This window comes from Planctobacterium sp. AWM4_229 (genome assembly GCF_056160305.1).
The window spans coordinates 147165-164319 of record NZ_JBSWWX010000006.1 but is presented as its reverse complement, the minus strand read 5'-3'; the positions used below and the strand labels follow the sequence as shown (position 1 = coordinate 164319).

Below are 17155 nucleotides of genomic sequence, written 5' to 3'. Positions count from 1 at the left end.
TAAAACACATAAATCAAAGGAAATAAGATGCTTAAATTCTTCTTATATGGGGTACTTTTGTCTGTATTTTCCGTGCAAGCAAGCACGACATTATTTAAAAATGCTTTCTATCTGAACCCGGAAACCAAGCAAATCGAACCAATTTCCTTTCAGGTACAAGACGGGATCATTATCTCCCTGAAGGACGAAAAAGAGTATCCAGCGCAACAAGTTATCGACTTGCAGGGCAAGCTAGTGGTACCAGGTTTGATTGATATGCACACCCATGGTTGGGGTAATGCCAGCCTGAGAAACAATGACGATTATCAATATATCGGTCTGCGTGGCACAGCCAACGCCATGCTTTATGCAGGAGTCCACGGCTGGCTGGATTTATTTAACGATGAAGTGCAAATTCTGAATTATCGCGATCAGCATCACTCACGACATCGACAAGAGTCAGAGATATTTGCGGCGGGCCCCTGCTTTACTGCGTCACGCGGGCACTGTTCGCAATTTGGTACCCCTACACGTATTATTGATTCCCCTGCAGATGTTGAAAGAGAAGTCACTGAGCTGGCAAAGCGCAAACCCAACGTGCTTAAAGTGGTATATCACACCAAAAGTGACGCCCCCACCATTGATAAGCCAACCCTGAAAGCCTTTCTGGCAAAGGCAAAACAACTCAACATTCCTTCTGTTGTCCATGTTGGCAACTGGGATGACATTCGCACCGCAACGGAATTTGGCGCAGATGCGGTAACCCATCTCCCCTGGAACGCCATGCCCGCGGATATTGCGCCACTGATGAAGAGCAACAACACAGCCATCATTCCCACTGTGGGAATACTGGCCGAACTCAAGTTGTTGCAAAAATCTGCACACTTGCCCGATTCTGCCGCCAGGCTAACGAAGGCCCTTGTCGAGCATGAACTTACATCCCAGTTCCCAATAGAGGGGAAGAATATGGATTATCTGGCCTGGCTTAACAAGTATCCTGAAGCCATGACGTATATGACCAACTCATTATTAACTTTACATGCCGAAGGTGTACAGATCATGATTGGCTCGGATGCCGGCAATGAGGCCATGTATCAAGGGGTGGGCTTTCACAGAGAAATGGCGCACTTGCAAGCTATGGGCATTCCTGCCAGTGAGCTGCTGCTAGCCGCTAGCAACAACGCTTATGAATTTCTTGGACTAAATTGGGGATTGAAACCCGGTGCCCCTGCTCACTTTTCAGTATTTGGTAAACGACTACTGGAAGACATCTCAATATCCCACGATGTGCAAACCATTTATTCTTATGGCAAAGAAGTGCAGCGAGCAGAACTGTTGCAGTATGCCAAACCAGGTTGGTGGCAATACAGTAAACTGTTTTTGGGTTTTGAAGACTAAAGAAGTACCGTAAATACCAACTATATAACTGAGATGACTTAACTTTTCATTCACATTTGTTTACTTATTGAGCTGGGATTATCCTCGATAATATTGCACCATCATTTTTGAGCGCTAGTCGATAGCAACACTCAAAAACGACAAAACCTCATAAAGGAATGAGCGAATGAAGGCCCTGGCTCTACTTTTTTTCCTGCTACTGCATTCAGGAATTGTTTTTTCTTCGCCGCTAAAGGTAATGGAAGAAAGGCCGCTATCTCAAAACTTTGAGCTGAAGTTGCACTCTGAAATATTGAAAAAAGACATTCAATTGCACATTTCACTGCCCGAGTTTTTCGAGGACTACGGTAATAAAGTGACTTTCCCCGTCATATTTATCAATGATCTTCACGGTGAGAGATTCTTCGGATTAACCAGTGAGGTTTATCACCATCTGGGCGGTATGGAACGTTTACCGCAGAGTATCATTGTTTCGTTAAATGACGGAGGGAGCTATCCTGAGGTTTATCACAATGGGATGTGGGGGGAGCAGCAATCCAAAATATTTGAAAAATGGGGGGAAGCAAAACATTTTGTGCAGTTTTTTGAAACCGAATTAATGCCATTCTTGATGCAAAGCTATCGGGCCAATGAACATGCAACCATAATCGGTGTGTCCGGAAGTGCCTTTTTTCCAATCTGGGCTCTCCACGAGAAACCGGATTTGTTTGACACCTATATCATCCACGCTGCAGCCGATGTTTTAGGAATGGGATTTGATTCTAAAAGTGCGTTTTACCATAGCATTCCCAAAGCACTGGCCACTAAATTAGACAATGAGATAGTTGTTCACTTTTCAGTGGGAGACAAAGATCTCACTAAAGATGAAAGATATCAAAACAACTTTAAACAACTTCAGCAGAACCTTAACAGTCAAAATCCAAAGGGTGTCTCAGCAAAGTTTGTCGCATTTGAAAACGAAGGTCACTATGACTCATACATCAAGGCTCTGCTGTCAGCTATCGAATTCGAGTACCCCTACCAAACATGGTCTATTGCATATAAAGACATTGTCTCTCAACAAGGTAATGCAAAGGAAAATTTAACTCAGGCAATTAATAAACTCACTGAATCAGCTGGTTTTGATGTTTTTCCCAGGGTCAAGCGTTGGCGCAGTATCAACAGGCTTGGCTACGTGTCACAAAGACTCATGCGCGAAGGTAGAAACCAGGAAGCCATTGAAATAGCGGAACAGTATTTACTCTACATGCCAAATGATCCATTGGGTTATAAACTCTATGGTGAAGCGTTGCTAAGTATTAAAAAGGTCAACGAAGCACTTATTGCGTTTAAAACGGCACTTAGTTTCGCTGGAAATAATGAACGACTAAAAGCAGAAATTTTGGAAAAAATAACACAGATAGAAACAAAAACGCCGCGTTAAACGCGGCGTTTTAATTGTGATAATAAAACTTTAAGCAACAACCGAGTTCGCTGAATCATCAAAACGTCCACTCAATAACTGCGTTAATGGCGCTGTGCTGGCATAGTGTTGCTGACAGAACTTACTGGAAACTGTCAGATACAACTCATCCACCGCTTCTGGCGTCATGAACTTATCACTGAAACCAGGCGATACCGGGTCGATATGCAAGCGCACAACATTAATGAAATGTGCAATCAACTCTTTGATGTTTTCGGTACCTGTGGCAACACGCATGGTGGTCAGGTAGATACCCGCATCTTTTTGCTCCGCTTCGCCCATTTCGGAGTGGGAGGTTAATGCCGGACACAAGATGATGGTATTGTTTTGACCAATGCTCACCTGGTGACTGAATGCTGGCTCCAGGGCATCAAAGAAACGTACAAAGGTGTCGCGCTCCAAACCGGATTTTTCCATATCCAGAGTAAACAAGGCACAGGGCCAACCGTGACGCATCTGATTGTTTTTGATGACTGCATTGTGATTGTCGGCGATGCTGTGGCAATGCACGTTAATTTCAGGGTGAGAGTTGAAGAACTCACTCAATACCTGAGTATTAATACTCTTGGCCAGAATACGCTGCTCTAGCGTCTTCATACCGGTCAGTACGTCAAAGGCTTTTTCTGAGTCCAGGAATGCGCCTTTAATATAGTAAACATCCCAGAACATGGTGCGTGACCAGTCGTAATCATTAACAGATTGGCCCTTGGCCTGGAACATACGCCATGTTTCAGCGATAACCACACCTGCCGTGGTGGCACCGCTACCACAGATATCCTTGGTGTAACTATGTACCACGTAATCTGGACGTTCACGCTTATCGGAGCGCTGCAGTGGCTGATGCAACACCGGAGTAGCCAAAGTTGAATCCAGCATTACCACGTGGTTGTCTTGATGCGCAATTTTACAGATCCCCGCCACATCCAGTACATAACCGTGTGGGTTACAAGGTGACTCGATATAAATATGCAGTTCGTGCTCTTGCAGGCGCTGAGCGTGCTTCAGCTTAACTTCTTTCATAAACGTTTCGAAAGTTTCAGCATCGTAGCCATCGAACCATTCAATTTGAATATCCATGCGGTTCTTTCTGGCAAAATAGTCGTGCAATAACTGGTACACACCACCGTATACATTGCGCGATACAATCAATACATCACCATGACCTAAAACATTGGATAACATGGCGTCGATTGCCGCCATACCTGAATTAAAGTTCCATGCCAGGTAATCACCAGCATAAGGACCTGCTTCCATTTCAACAATGGCGTTTGCCAACGAGATATTAGTCGGGTTCAACAAACGAGAATAAATCTGGTGAGTAGCCTCTTTGCCCTGGAATGCGTCATCTACCCATTCAGTACAGGCATAAACATAGGTTGCGGTGCGCACGACAACAGGCGTTGCGGAGAAAAGTGCCGTGGTATTGTCAAACAATGGGTAGTGAGTTTTTGCCACCTGAGAGCCGGTTTGCTGTTGCAAGCTTTGGAAAGTAGCGCGAAATGGGTTTTGCAGCGTATCCAATACCTTAGCAATCTGAAAGCTCAAAAACTTCTTAGCGTTGAAGTAAGCTATTTTGTCTTTGCGATCCAGGGTAGCCAGTGTTTTAGAGGTTACTTGCCACAGATTAGAAATATCAATCTGTGCCTGATAAAGATGGGCTGCCGCCTCAAACAAACACTTGCCATATTCGGTTTGCGGATCAATACCAAAATGGGCTAGTTGCTCTTCTGCCAGTTGATTAACTGTAGTAGCAACACTGGTGTTGCGCTTGGGAGATAGGATCTTTGCGGTTTCAACCTGTTCGGACATATTCTTACTTCTCGGATATTTTGTGATTGTTTTTTAACGCTCACGCTTACTTTTTTCCAGAAAAGCAGTGCAATTAAATTTATTCACATAGGCAAGATATGTTTACTTTTTATTAACAACTCAAATCGAATCCTTTGTTTTAAAGCCTCAAACAGTATCAATAGGTTAAAACATCAGTTACCCAGTAAAAACATTAAGGGAATGTGCAATCGCTCTCGCCAGAAGCGCTCCTCGTGTCCATCACCCACAAAGGTATTAGTAATCCAGTTTTGGTAGTTGTAACCTTTTTCTCTCATTACGGCATCGGCCAATGCTTGAGATGGTGGGTAGTGGCTATCCAGCTGCGCAGTCCCCAAGTCAAAATAGATTTTGTGATGCTGAGGATCAGGCAGGTGCTCTTGCATGTATTTTACAAAGGCCGCGGGAACCGGGCTGTTTGCTTCGGGGTTACCACCAGGCCAATGAGTAGATAAGCAGGCCGCGCCACCAAAAATATCTGGATATTCACTGATAGCATAGAGAGAAATCAAACCGCCCATACTGGAGCCCATGACAAAGGTATTATCTCTATCAGTATGCACCGAATAGTGAGTATCGATATAAGGCTTCAGTACTTGCGTTAGAAACTGCAGATATTTGTCGGAGCTAATCGGCCCCTCAAATAATGCCGTATTATAACTTTGGGACTGTTTTAAATGTCGCTGCCATTTTGCAGGCAGTGCTTCAAAGACCTTTTGTGGGAAGTATTCATTGCGGCGGGTAAACTTGCCATTTACATTGCCATTAAATGCCCCCACCACAATAAAATCCCGTACCTTTCCGGTTGCCATCAAGCGGGTTGCCACATCGTCAATATCCCAGGCTTGCTTATTCCAGGTACTGTTAGCATCAAATAAGTTTTGCCCGTCATGCATATACAACACAGCATATTTTTTACTGTCACTGTAGCCCTCGGGTAGCCAGATTTGCACCGTTTTATCGGGAAACAGGTTGTTCTCAAAAGGTGCCAAAGTATCCAGTGTGCCACTACTTACTTGTACCATCGAAACCTCTTTGCTTGCGCTGCTGAAACTACAGACACACAAGGCCCAAAATACTGCGATAACCTTCAATCTCATCATTGCGCTCCAGCGACAAGTTTAAGTTTTACAAAGTCCATGATTTTAGGATCATGGTGCTGCCCCCCGCCAAATTGCCATTCGCCGCCTTCGGGAGTCAATTCGCGATAATAGCCCTCGCCTGAAATATCCCAAGTGGTGAGATAGATGACCACATCACGCCAGTCTTCGACGCCAATCTGTCCGCCGCGATAAAAGAAAATAATCTCCGATGTTTCTTTATCTACGGATATCTGTGGGGCAATGCCCACCTTATCTCCCATTTCATCCGCACTGGCATTGCTGGCGCGATACATATAATTACCCCAGCCATAAGCCACATGGGCCAAATCCCAATCTCGTCCATCCACCATGTTGGCATTCAGCATCGGCAATACCTCATTACCTTTAACATCGGGCAAATCAAAAAAGAGACTGAAACTGGTATTATCAAATCCATTGGACGGTGCCCAATAATCACTCACTTGTTGCATCTTCAACGTCAGTTTAAGGTTCGCACCTGCCGATTCAGCAGTAACAGATACAATATCCATCTGTTTTTCACTGGCATCTTGTTGAGGCGCAAAATAGCTGCCAGACAAGCCTATATCATCGTCTTGTGCATCCACCAGCTTCAGACTAATTTCAGGCTTTGCAACAGAGGCCGTAAAGGATTGGGTTTTCGATACAAAGTTAAAGTCTGGGGCATAAAGTTGCAGACTCATTTCGCTATTACCAAAATCCCGTACTTCAACGGTAGTGTGCCAGTTGCCTTGTGCATCCGTTTTAACTGAAGACGCGGTATCCAGATTGCCATTAAGGATCACTTTCAGGCTTGCATTGGCTTCGCTGAAGCTTCCTCCAATCGGTGTATCTTGGGTGAATACCTGGCCATCAACCTGAGTATCGAAACTTAACCATACTTCGGGCGATTCCTGCTGTACCTTTGCCACTGATGTAGCGGAAGCAGTGTATATGGCGATAGCCCTGGCTGGTAATTCCATCGACAAATTCTGGTCGTTATCCATCGTTGGCGCTTCAGCAGAAAAATTTTGATACATCGAATGCAAAGGGCTGTTACCCGGGAGCCGGGTTTTTACATTGTTAAGCAGTACACCATGCTCTGCGGTATTAAGCACTACGATGGCGGTTTTACCTTGATACTGGCGCTCATAAACCAATAGGCCGGGTCCGGATTGATTCGAGGCCAGTAGCCTCAAATCACCTCGACTGAACAGTAAATCACTTTTTCTCAGTTCTGCCAGTTGCTGAATATAGCGGTAAAGCTCAGCTTCTTGATTAAACTGATCTCGCTCACTTAAAAAGCCACCAGCAAACATGGCCTGGCGAGTTTCCTCATGCCCCTGTTCGGTGCCTTGGTAAATCACAGGTATACCCGGAATAGTAAACAATAACGCCAGCCCTTGTTTTAAAGCAGATTCGTTGGCCCCGGCTAAAAAACGTTTGGTATCGTGATTATCGATAAAATTCGGTGTGACATAAGGGTCTGGATACATCTCCATAAATTTCTGTAAACGAAACGCCAATTGCGCCGTGGGCTTGCCCTCACCCAGCACATTGCCAATTTCAAAATAAAGTGGGAAGCCAATCACCGAATTTAGCTCTGGCTCCTCCTCGCTGCCCAGAAATTTGATAACCTTTTCTTCCCCATGAGTCTCATAAGGTTTAGAAGAATCAAACACTTCTCCGAAAGTGAGAAAATGGTCTTTACCCAACTGCGCCGCTTTAGCGTAAATCCCATCTTCATCGTGCAAGAACTGTCGCCAGAAGCTGTGCTCAACGTATTTTACGGTATCGATACGAAAGGCATCCACTCCCACCTCCTGCATCCACCATCGATAAGCATCTTTAAATGCAGCAATAACCTCGGGGTTTTTGGTGTTAATGTCAGAAAGGTTGCCCAACTGGTAAGTAAACTGCTGCTCTTCGCTTTGATAATTGGAGGTGCCCGTAGTCCAGTTGTAGATGTTAGCGGCGGCGTGTTCCGGGTTGAGACGATTCACCATATCAAAGGGCGGCATGTCTGGTGCTGCCTGAAACCCTTGTTCAAATAAAACAAAGTTTTTTGCTGTATCTTCAGGGGCATATTCGCCGTCGTAACCGAAAAAGATGCCACTGTGATTTACTACAATATCCTGGATCAGGAACATTCCACGGCGGTGCAATGACTCTGACAGAGCCTGATAGTCCTGTAAGGTGCCATAATGTTCATCCACCTTTTTAAAATCTCGCGCCCAATAGCCGTGATAACCCGAATATTCTGAAGCACTACTCCACCATTGGTTGGCAACTGGCGGCGTTAACCAAACTGCGGTCGCCCCAAGTTGCTGGATGTAATCCAGTTTTTGGGTAATACCGACAATATCACCGCCATTGTAATGACTCTCTTTACTTGGGTTGTATTCGCCACGGCCCATATCATTGTTGGAAGGATCACCGTCATTAAATCGGTCGGTCATCAAAAAATAGATGATCTGATCTTGCCACTGAGGAGAGGGAACATGACGCAGCGCTGGAGACTCATCGACAGGTGTGCTCTCAAGCGCTAAGTCGCTCTCGCTAGCACCCTTATTGTTTTCAGATTGGCATCCCGCTGCAATTAACGCAGCCAGGACAGAAAGCAGCAATGATTTTTTGAGCAACACAGAAACATCCGCGTTCAGGTTAACAGGTTGTTAATACTACTTAGAAACCTTGTTTTTCGCTGATGAATACGTTTGCAAAAGACAGTTAATTACTAGCGCTTTATTTTCACTCGCTCATTCAACAGAAGTAGCAGTAAACTGTTTTGGCTGTAACCACAGCTCTTTGCGCTCGAACGGCGCTTTGGGTGGGATAAAAGGATTGTCCAGGAGAATAACCTTACGCTTGTGAATGGCCAATGTTTTGAGGATTTCGCCGAAGTGTTGGAAAAACAGGGCATCCATTTCGCCATTGGCAATAATGGTTTCTAGTCCTTGTTTCAGATTGTCTGCCAGTGCTTGATTTTCTTTATGCACATAGTAGTAAAACGCGGTTGGATAGATGATTAACAGGTGCGGCTCAATGCGCACGCCTTGATGCTGATGCTGTTGATATTCGTGCATTATTTCTATCGCGGCACGAGGGAAGTAATCGAATTTGTGATTCACCAACATATCCACCAACCTTGGGCGATTATTGGCTTCGAACACCTCAATACCGTTGTGCTTTAAAATACGGGTGTCTGTCCAGGAAAAGTACTGACCAGGCCGATAATTACTGAGTGCGCTTAAGTCGCTAACGTCCTCAAACAAATTGAGTTTGCTTTCGTGCACGAACGGAATGCGCCAGCCGATCAATCCTTTAAAAAGCGGTATGCGAATGGTCAAGAATCGATCTTCGCGATCTTGACGGGCGCTGCCCCACATAATATCAATGCCATCTTTGCTCTCCATCATGGCAAAGTCTCGCCCTCTTGGCGGCCAATAACCCAGAGCCTGTAACTGATATTGATTGCCCGCTCGCTGCAAAACAAGGCGCAACAGCTCGATAGTGTAATCGTTTTCGGAGTAAGTCCCTGAATGCACGATAGTTAACGGCTCCACCTCAGTGGTTTTAACAGAATCGTCAGTTGCCTGGGCCGCAACTTCAGGAGCCAATATCAAAGCAACAGCAACACCCGTCAGGATAAGGAAAGTCTTTAAAGAGAGAACAGAATCAGACATAGCGAAGCAGATTTTGCCTTTAACCGTGCAAGTAAGTTTTATCTGTGCATAAGCATAGCAGCATCCGGAATATTATTTTATCCACCATTAGTCCATGGTGATTGTTTACATCAAAGGAGGTCAACTGACACGGGCATCCAGATCTTGCTCCATCGACGCGCTTTATCTTCGGCACTAAGTTTTTGCGGTGAAGCAGTTTGTGGCTCTTTGCAGTCTTTGCCTTTGTCCAGCATATTGCTATTGACGGCGCCTAATTTAGCACCTCCTTTATCCAGGGTTACAGCGACAACGTCAGCACACTGCGCACAGCTGATAAAGTCAGCCTGCTGCGAACCTTGTCTCACCATTTTGGGTGCTTTGGTGCAGTGTATTTCTAGCGAGCCTTTTGGATCAGACAACCAGTTAATCCCCTTTGTTGTGCAAAAATCACAATCACACGCCCGTGGCGCGTAGCATTTAAGCGGGTGCGGTAAGCGCAGTTTCAGCTCAATGGTTTGGCAAGAACAGTGCCCTTCAAACAACATGGCCATAGCGAAATCCGATTGCAAAAACTTGCTTTTAGTGTAACGCTTTTTCGCTCAGTGCAAAGGACCTTTACCTTGTTTTTGTGGTTAGCTTTGCGATGAGCACCGCTAAAAAACGGCTCTAAGAGGAAATAGCCAATATGGAAATGATTGTTGTCGCAGCACTGCTGGCGTTATTTTTGTTAGTTGGTGCAGTCATCTCGTTTCAAAACCGAGGCGAGATAAATCGCCTTTCTAAGCTGAATAAAACACTGATGAATCGCATTGAACTGTTAAACATACAGTTAAACAAACTGCAATCTCGTCTTGATTCACAGCCGCTTCAACCTGACGAGTTAGCAACGGCTTCCGCCACTGGAAAGCCACAAAGTACCGATAGTGAGACTCTCACCGCTGAGGAAGAGGCAGATAGAAGTTCGACATCCGGAATCCCATCGGCAATCTCCGCTCTCGCTCGAGAACAAGACAGCAATGCACAATCGGTTTCACCCGCTAGTGTTTTGGAAAACAAAACAGCACAGCAAGCCTCTTCCAGTAGTAAAAGTTTTGCTATTGAACTATGGCTTAAGAACAACATGTTGTTGTGGATGGGGGCCTTGGTATTAGCGTTGGGAGGCATCTTCCTGGCAAAATTTGCCATTGAAGCTGGGTTAATCTCACCTGAGATCCGCATATTCGCAGGAGCCGCTTTTGGCTTGTCTCTGCTGGCTGGCGCCGAATACCTGAATCGCAACGCAGAACGTTTTGCTATACATTCCAAACACATCGTTGCCGCGATCGCCAGTGGTGGCAGCATCACTTGTTTTGCCATGGTCATGGTGGCTTGGGACGTTTATCAATTTATCGCTATGCCAATCGCCTTTGGATTAATGGCAGGCATTTCGCTTATCGCCATTTCTCTGGCGCTGCGTTATGGCCCCATTATGGCTGCTGTTGGTATTGTTGGTGCGTACCTGGTGCCCATGCTGGTATCTTCAGGGGCTGGGAATGTAAGCATATTACTTAGCTACGTTTGCTTTATTTCAGCCGCGGCAATTTGGGTTAACGAAAAAGTACAAAAACCATGGCTCTGGTGGCTCAGTTTTACCGGGCACTTTTTATGGTTTCTCGCGGCCGTACTGATTCCCGATGGAAATGATACTATTGCCATCCTCAGCGGCGCGCTGATTTCGATCTATTTATTTGTTCTGTCTGGCGTGATGGGTTGGCGTTTGCAACACAAAATGCAGACTCCCTTGGCAGTTACAGCGCTTTTGATGCCGCGCAAAGAACAATTACCATTGCTGTTGTCAGTGCTATTTGTCGCTTTTTCTATAGCACAGCAAACCTCAGATACTGCTATAGTACTTACCAACCTGCTACTCTCTGGTATATTGCTTTGGGTTTCATTTCGCTACAGCGCGTTTGACAGCTGGCCCTTCGTTGCCCTGACTTTTTGTTTATTTTCGTTATCCTTATTCACCACTCCTGAAGATTTTGCCGATAACCTGTTTCCGTTCAGCGGTGGCTACCTGTTCGCTCAGCTTATGGCATTGTCTTTCACTATATATGCCGCACTCTCGGCAAAGCTATTTCCAGAACGTTCTGCCTACCTGTTGCTCTTAATTGTGGCCCCAATTGGCTTGCTCGCTTTGAGTTACTTCATGGCACCCGCAGCAGCAACGAATATCCTCACCCCGCTATGGCTCTTTGAATTACTGATTTTGTCAGCTGTGAGTTGCATTGTCGCCAATAAAAGTCAGCTTAGACTACACAAGATAACCTGGCTGCTGCTGAGCAATGCCTGTGTGACTCTGGCGCTTAGTATTGCATTAAGTGAAAGTTTGCTCACTTTGGCACTGTTAGTACAGGTTGCCCTTATGTGTTATCTGACAGGAAAATACCTGGTTCTGCTGCCAGACTGGATATACAAAGTTGCAATCCTGGTAGCCACTGCTCGTTTGACCTTCAGTCCCTGGATTGGAAGTTACGCCGAAGAAACCTTACTGGGTATACATTGGACATTATTGATTTATCCCTGCGCAGTATTTACCTTATTCTTGGCGCACAGATTCAGCACATCAGAGACACTCAAAGCCTGGATGACGGGTGCAATTCTGCATGTTATTGCGTTATTCGTCACCACAGAAACCTCATGGTGGTTTACGAGTGGTTATCCCGTATTTTCTGAACTCACCTTTCACGAGAGTGTCATGATGTCTCTAAACTGGATGATATTAGGAGGTGTGTATTTATGGCGACAGAAACTCAATAACAACCGACTCTATCAAATTGCCGGAACCAGCCTGCTGACACTTGCACTACTGCTGCATGTGAAATTGACATTTTGGCAGTCTCCTTATTTTTCACAGCTCTTTATTGGAGAGGGTCTGCTGAACTGGTTGCTCCCTTTGTGGGCTGTGCCTGCATTAATTTTGCTGCTCCTATGCCACAAGCAACTTTTGTTGGAAGCATTGCAGCAGCCCGCCAAAATCATCGCAGGTGTATTTGGCTTTTTATTTGTCAACGGCATGATCCGCAACCAATTTCAGCAAGGCAACATCAGTTTAACCTCGGCAACACCTCAGTCTGAATTATATACTTATTCCATTGTCTGGTTGTTGTTGGCAACTACCTGTATATTTGTGGCCCATCACAAAAACAATGAAAAAATCAAAAAGTTAGGATTTGGGCTACTGGCAATGGTAGTACTGAAGGCCTTTCTGGTGGACATGGCAAACCTTGAAGGTTTGTATAGAGCCTTATCATTCATTGGGTTGGGTTTATCACTGGTGGGAATCGGCTGGTTATTTCAGAAAATTCAAAAACCCAGCAACGATAACGCTGCAACCATTTAACTAAGGACCGAGTAATGGATTCACTTAACAAGCAACTCAACTTTATTTTGGAGCTGGATAAGCTCAAAGCCGTTTATCGTCAGGCTTTGGTAAAAACCGATAACAACCGTCAGGAAAACAGCGCTGAACACAGCTGGCATATAGCCATGCTAGCTCCGATTTTACTGGAACATGTCTCTGAAGATGTGAATCTTCTGCGGGTTATAAAAATGCTGTTAATTCACGATATCGTTGAAATTGATGCCGGTGATACCTTCGCTTTTTCGGAACAAGGCGACCTTGACGCACAACACGATAAAGAGCTGGCCGCGGCTAACCGTATTTTTGGCCTGCTACCTGAAAGTCAATTCCACGAATACCGTTCTTTATGGTTGGAGTTTGAAGCAGCTGAAAGCGCCGATGCACGGTTTGCCAAAGCTATGGATCGCATTCTTCCGCTTTTGCAAAACATGCAAAACGACGGCGGCAGCTGGGCAAAACACGGAGTGAAAAAATCTCAGGTATTAAAACGCAATCAATACCTCGAAGGCATCGCTCCGGGGATATGGCAATATGTTTGCGAGCAAATCGACCTTGCCGTGACAAAAGGTTGGCTAAAAAACCAATAGAGTATATACCTGTAATCTAAGAGGCAAAAATGAAACAGGGGCAGAGACTTAAAGAGCGTATCAAAAGCAGCCTAATCATTCCCGTGATGCTGCTTTGTCATGCCACCAGTCCACTGCTCTTGTTATGGCTGTATTTTCAGTTTTCCTGGTCCGGGCTGGGTTTTCTGCTGCTAAACTGTCTGTTTCCAGCTTATGCTGCGTGGAACAGCCACAAGCAGCGCACTGAAACTCCAACCATGCAGAAGTCTTTAATGCTGATACTCATTGTCAGCTTTACCATCCTAACCTTGAGCATTCTGGATAATGTTTATCACTACGCAGCCCCGGTATCCATAACCGCATTCCACCTTGTGATGGTGTACCTGTTAACTATGGTACTGCCTAAGCTCAGGCTAGAACTAACGGGGCTGGAGGAAGGTAATCAGTTTCCGGCCTTCGTGTTTGATGATCCTGACGGCAACCCGGTCACCCGCAAGCAATTGGCCAAAGGGCCAGTCTTGTTTTATTTCTTCCGAGGCAACTGGTGCCCCTTTTGTACAACGCAAATTGCCATGCTGATGCATCATTACAAACAAATCCAGGATGAGGGTATTCACCTGGCTTTTGTCAGCACCCAACCCCATGAAGAAATGAAAAAACTGGCGGCAAAATACGATGTGGAATGTGACTATCTGGTGGATGTTGATTTCGCTTTCTCGTCAAAATACAAGCTAGTGCATGAAGGAGCAGTACTGCCCGGTTTAGGCCGATTTGGACAAGATACCCTGTTACCCACACTGGTACTGATTGATCACAGCGATAAAGTGATTATGTTACAACGCAGCGACAACTTTCGCCTGCGCCCGGATCCAGACCTGGTTTTGGAGCGCATTCAGCGCTTAGGTAAAAATGCCTGGCTGGACAAGCTCATTAAAGAACGCACTCGCGAGTTATGTGTGGAAAAGGAAAAGTCAGAGCAAATCATTCTGAATATTCTGCCGGAACACACCGCAATAGAACTCAAAGAAAAAGGTAAAACCGAAGCGCGATTCTACGAATGTGCCACCTTATTGTTCTCAGATTTTGTGGGCTTTACCCGCATTGCCTCAAGTGTATCGCCGCAAGTCCTGGTGGATTCCCTCAATGCCTACTTTGAACGCTATGATCGCGCGGTAGGAGAGCCAGGTCTGGAAAAAATCAAAACCATTGGCGACGCATACATGGTGGCCGGGGGCTTGCCAGTGAGAGACCCTCAACACGCACAAAAGTGCGCCCAATTTGCTTTTAAAATGTTAGAAATCGGCGAACAACTAAAAGTAGAAAACCCTGCAAAAGGATTGTGTGTATTTGATATCCGTATTGGTATTCACAGTGGTCCGGTAATGGCGGGTGTAGTAGGCGAACGCAAATTTAGCTACGACATCTGGGGTAACACAGTCAATCTGGCAGCGCGTATGGAGAGCGCCAGTAACGCAGGTAAAATCAACATTTCCCAAGCCACCTTAGATTTATTAGGCGATAAAGCTGTTACCGAATCCAGAGGCACATTGGAGGTTAAAAACCACCAGCCGCAGCAGATGTATTTTTTAAATTCACTCGCTTAAGGTATATTTCAGGCCCGCAAAAGAACCAGTCCTCAAATCAGCGAAAAATCAGCATAAACTCACTCATCAGTCAGGTTTATTTCCTCTTTTTAGATAGTCTTTGTGGTTCCTTCAATCGGACCCTCAACTTTCAAAGGATTAACCATGAGACACCTGAAATTCGGTTTAAATTTTCGACTTTGGTTGGCATCAAGTTTGTTAACGGCTAGCGCTGTGATGGCCGCACCTCTAGATATAACTGGCCCTTATTTGGGACAAAAACCTCCAGGTATGGTACCAGAGACGTTTGCACCTGGCATTGTGTCTACCAAAAAATGGGAAGTAAACGGCGTATTTTCACCGGATCTACAGTCTTATTATCACATCAATGAAGTGGAAGTCGACGGGCAGCTTAAACAACAATTTGTTGTCTACCAACAACGGCACAATAAGTGGCACCTGGAAGTACTATCACCTCGAATTGGCCAACCCTTTATCTCTCCAGATGGCCAAACAATGCACCTGGGCAAACGCTTCAAACAGCGCACAACTGATGGTTGGTCAGAATTGCAAAGCTTGGGGGCTGAATTCGAGCAATTTCGCATTATGAGTCTGACCTCTTCGGCCAATGGCACCTTGGTTTTTGACGAAATGACTCCCGGCACAAATATTCTTCGCATATCCCAGCGTGTAGACGGCGTACAGCACCCCCCGGTTGCTCTCCCCCCTGAAATAAATACAGGACAATACAACGTTCATCCTTTTATTGCCCCTGATGAGTCCTACATCATCTGGGACGGACAACGCAATAGCTCGGTTCGCAATGCCAATTTATTCATTAGTTTTAAGCGGGATGACGATACCTGGAGCGAAGCCATTGAATTCGGTCCCGATATCAATACTTCTGCCGGTGAATTTGGAGCCAAAGTAACACCAGATGGTAAGTACCTGATGTTTAATCGCAAGGTAGGAGAATTTCGATGGACTAATCCCGATGGCAAAATTGAAACCATTCCTGATATCGATGTTTTTTGGGTGGATGCTAAGGTGATTGAACAACTTAGGCCAGGATAACTTTTGGCATCTCTCTTTTCATGTCACTTCAGGTGGGGTATAAACGGCAGCCTTGCGTTTCGAGCAAAGGAAAAAAAGCGAAACATGGAAATACGCAAACTCAACTCCTTAAGGGCGCTGGCTGCACTCATTGTGTTTGTTACTCACTTCAGCAACGCCACTCAGTGGTTAGATGGTTTGTTGGGTGGTAGTGCCGGTCAATACGGGGTTATGCTGTTCTTTTTGTTAAGCGGCTTTTTGATGGCTTATTTATATTTTGAAAAAGGCTTCAGTGCACAAAATATACGTAGTTACCTGCTAGCCCGGGCCGGCCGCATCTTCCCCCTCTACCTCACCGTGGTGCTCTGCTCTTATTTGCTTACTCAATGGCAACTTGAATGGCTCTATGAAATAGAAAGTGGTGGAGAGCTTTTGTCCCACCTGCTATTTGTTTATGGGGAAAGTGTTCTTTGGACCATCTCGCCTGAAATTCAGTTCTATGGGCTTTTTTTGCTTTTCTGGGCGTTGGCGCGTCGACGTCCCGGCTTTATTTATCTGCTGGTTGTCGGCAGTCTTATCCTGATCTTTTTAGTCAATTTTCCGAGAATTCATGGTGACTGGAATGGGCTCCAATATAACCTTTTTAATGTAATTCGAAGCCTGCCTTATTTTTTCATTGGGTTGCTAATGGGAATGAATTACAAACGGCTGACTATGCCACGTTACATGAAGAGTCATTGGTTTGTCGCGACTTTAGTACTTATCCCGCTACTTTATCCCGACTTGAGTCCTGTTACGTCAGATGCAAAAACCAGAATGTGGCTAAGTTACGAGGTGTTATTGATTATGAGTAGTGTATTTTTCAGCATTGTATTTCTAGTACCAGATAACAACGTTCTGTTGTCCAATAAAGTGGGGGATTTTTTAGGTAAGATTTCATTTTCGTTATATTTATTGCATCTACCCGTGATATCTCAAGTTGCCCAGCTGTCCTTATCTGTAGAAATTAAATTACTACTCTCTCTGTGTTTAAGCATCGCTGTCGCAACTATTAGCTATTATTGCCTGGAGCAATCAGCGGCAAAATTAATCAGAAGTAGATTTATGAAAGGTATTTAG

At 45.2% G+C, this 17155-nt stretch carries 12 protein-coding genes; 7 read left to right on the top strand and 5 right to left on the bottom strand.

Features of this window, described 5'->3' with window-relative positions; translation table 11 throughout:
- The first annotated feature begins 27 nt into the window (after window positions 1-27).
- Both ACXAGP_RS14635 and ACXAGP_RS14630 read left to right on the top strand, forming a co-directional pair.
- On the top strand, window positions 28-1377 hold the full coding sequence (locus ACXAGP_RS14635; protein WP_475262306.1) for an amidohydrolase family protein: 1350 nt from the start codon (window positions 28-30) through the stop codon (window positions 1375-1377).
- Between the two features lie 166 nt (window positions 1378-1543).
- On the top strand, window positions 1544-2800 hold the full coding sequence (locus ACXAGP_RS14630; RefSeq protein ID WP_475262305.1) for an alpha/beta hydrolase-fold protein: 1257 nt from the start codon (window positions 1544-1546) through the stop codon (window positions 2798-2800).
- Window positions 2801-2830: 30 nt separating this feature from the next.
- On the opposite strand, the gene ACXAGP_RS14625 is transcribed toward ACXAGP_RS14630, so the two are convergent.
- The 5 genes from ACXAGP_RS14625 to ACXAGP_RS14605 form a co-directional block, all read right to left on the bottom strand.
- Window positions 2831-4648 carry a trans-sulfuration enzyme family protein gene (locus tag ACXAGP_RS14625; protein WP_475262304.1) on the bottom strand — a complete coding sequence of 606 codons (1818 nt, stop codon included), beginning with the start codon at window positions 4646-4648 and terminating at the stop codon, window positions 2831-2833.
- A gap of 173 nt (window positions 4649-4821) precedes the next feature.
- Window positions 4822-5769, bottom strand: a complete 948-nt coding sequence (locus ACXAGP_RS14620; RefSeq protein WP_475262303.1) for an alpha/beta hydrolase — start codon at window positions 5767-5769, stop codon at window positions 4822-4824.
- Window positions 5766-8411 (bottom strand): alpha-amylase family glycosyl hydrolase, encoded by a 2646-nt coding sequence (locus ACXAGP_RS14615; protein ID WP_475262302.1) that lies wholly within the window; start codon window positions 8409-8411, stop codon window positions 5766-5768. The genes ACXAGP_RS14620 and ACXAGP_RS14615 overlap by 4 nt, the downstream gene beginning before the upstream one ends.
- 114 nt (window positions 8412-8525) lie before the next feature.
- Complete coding sequence (locus ACXAGP_RS14610; protein ID WP_475262301.1) at window positions 8526-9452, bottom strand: substrate-binding periplasmic protein; 927 nt, start codon at window positions 9450-9452, stop codon at window positions 8526-8528.
- A 110-nt stretch (window positions 9453-9562) separates the two neighbouring features.
- A complete protein-coding gene (locus tag ACXAGP_RS14605) occupies window positions 9563-9982 on the bottom strand; it encodes a hypothetical protein (protein WP_475262300.1) in 420 nt (139 codons plus the stop codon).
- A gap of 134 nt (window positions 9983-10116) precedes the next feature.
- Between ACXAGP_RS14605 and ACXAGP_RS14600 the strand changes: the two genes are divergently transcribed.
- The 5 genes from ACXAGP_RS14600 to ACXAGP_RS14580 all read left to right on the top strand — a co-directional run bounded on the left by ACXAGP_RS14600 (window position 10117) and on the right by ACXAGP_RS14580 (window position 17155).
- Window positions 10117-12813: a DUF2339 domain-containing protein gene (locus ACXAGP_RS14600; RefSeq protein ID WP_475262299.1), complete on the top strand. Its 2697-nt coding sequence runs from the start codon at window positions 10117-10119 to the stop codon at window positions 12811-12813.
- A 14-nt stretch (window positions 12814-12827) separates the two neighbouring features.
- On the top strand, window positions 12828-13421 hold the full coding sequence (locus tag ACXAGP_RS14595) for an HD domain-containing protein (RefSeq protein ID WP_475262298.1): 594 nt from the start codon (window positions 12828-12830) through the stop codon (window positions 13419-13421).
- Between the two features lie 29 nt (window positions 13422-13450).
- Window positions 13451-15004 (top strand): adenylate/guanylate cyclase domain-containing protein, encoded by a 1554-nt coding sequence (locus ACXAGP_RS14590; RefSeq protein ID WP_475262297.1) that lies wholly within the window; start codon window positions 13451-13453, stop codon window positions 15002-15004.
- Window positions 15005-15148: 144 nt separating this feature from the next.
- Window positions 15149-16057 carry a hypothetical protein gene (locus tag ACXAGP_RS14585; RefSeq protein ID WP_475262296.1) on the top strand — a complete coding sequence of 303 codons (909 nt, stop codon included), beginning with the start codon at window positions 15149-15151 and terminating at the stop codon, window positions 16055-16057.
- 84 nt (window positions 16058-16141) lie between these two features.
- Entirely contained in the window at window positions 16142-17155 is a 1014-nt protein-coding gene (locus tag ACXAGP_RS14580; protein ID WP_475262295.1) for an acyltransferase family protein, read from the top strand.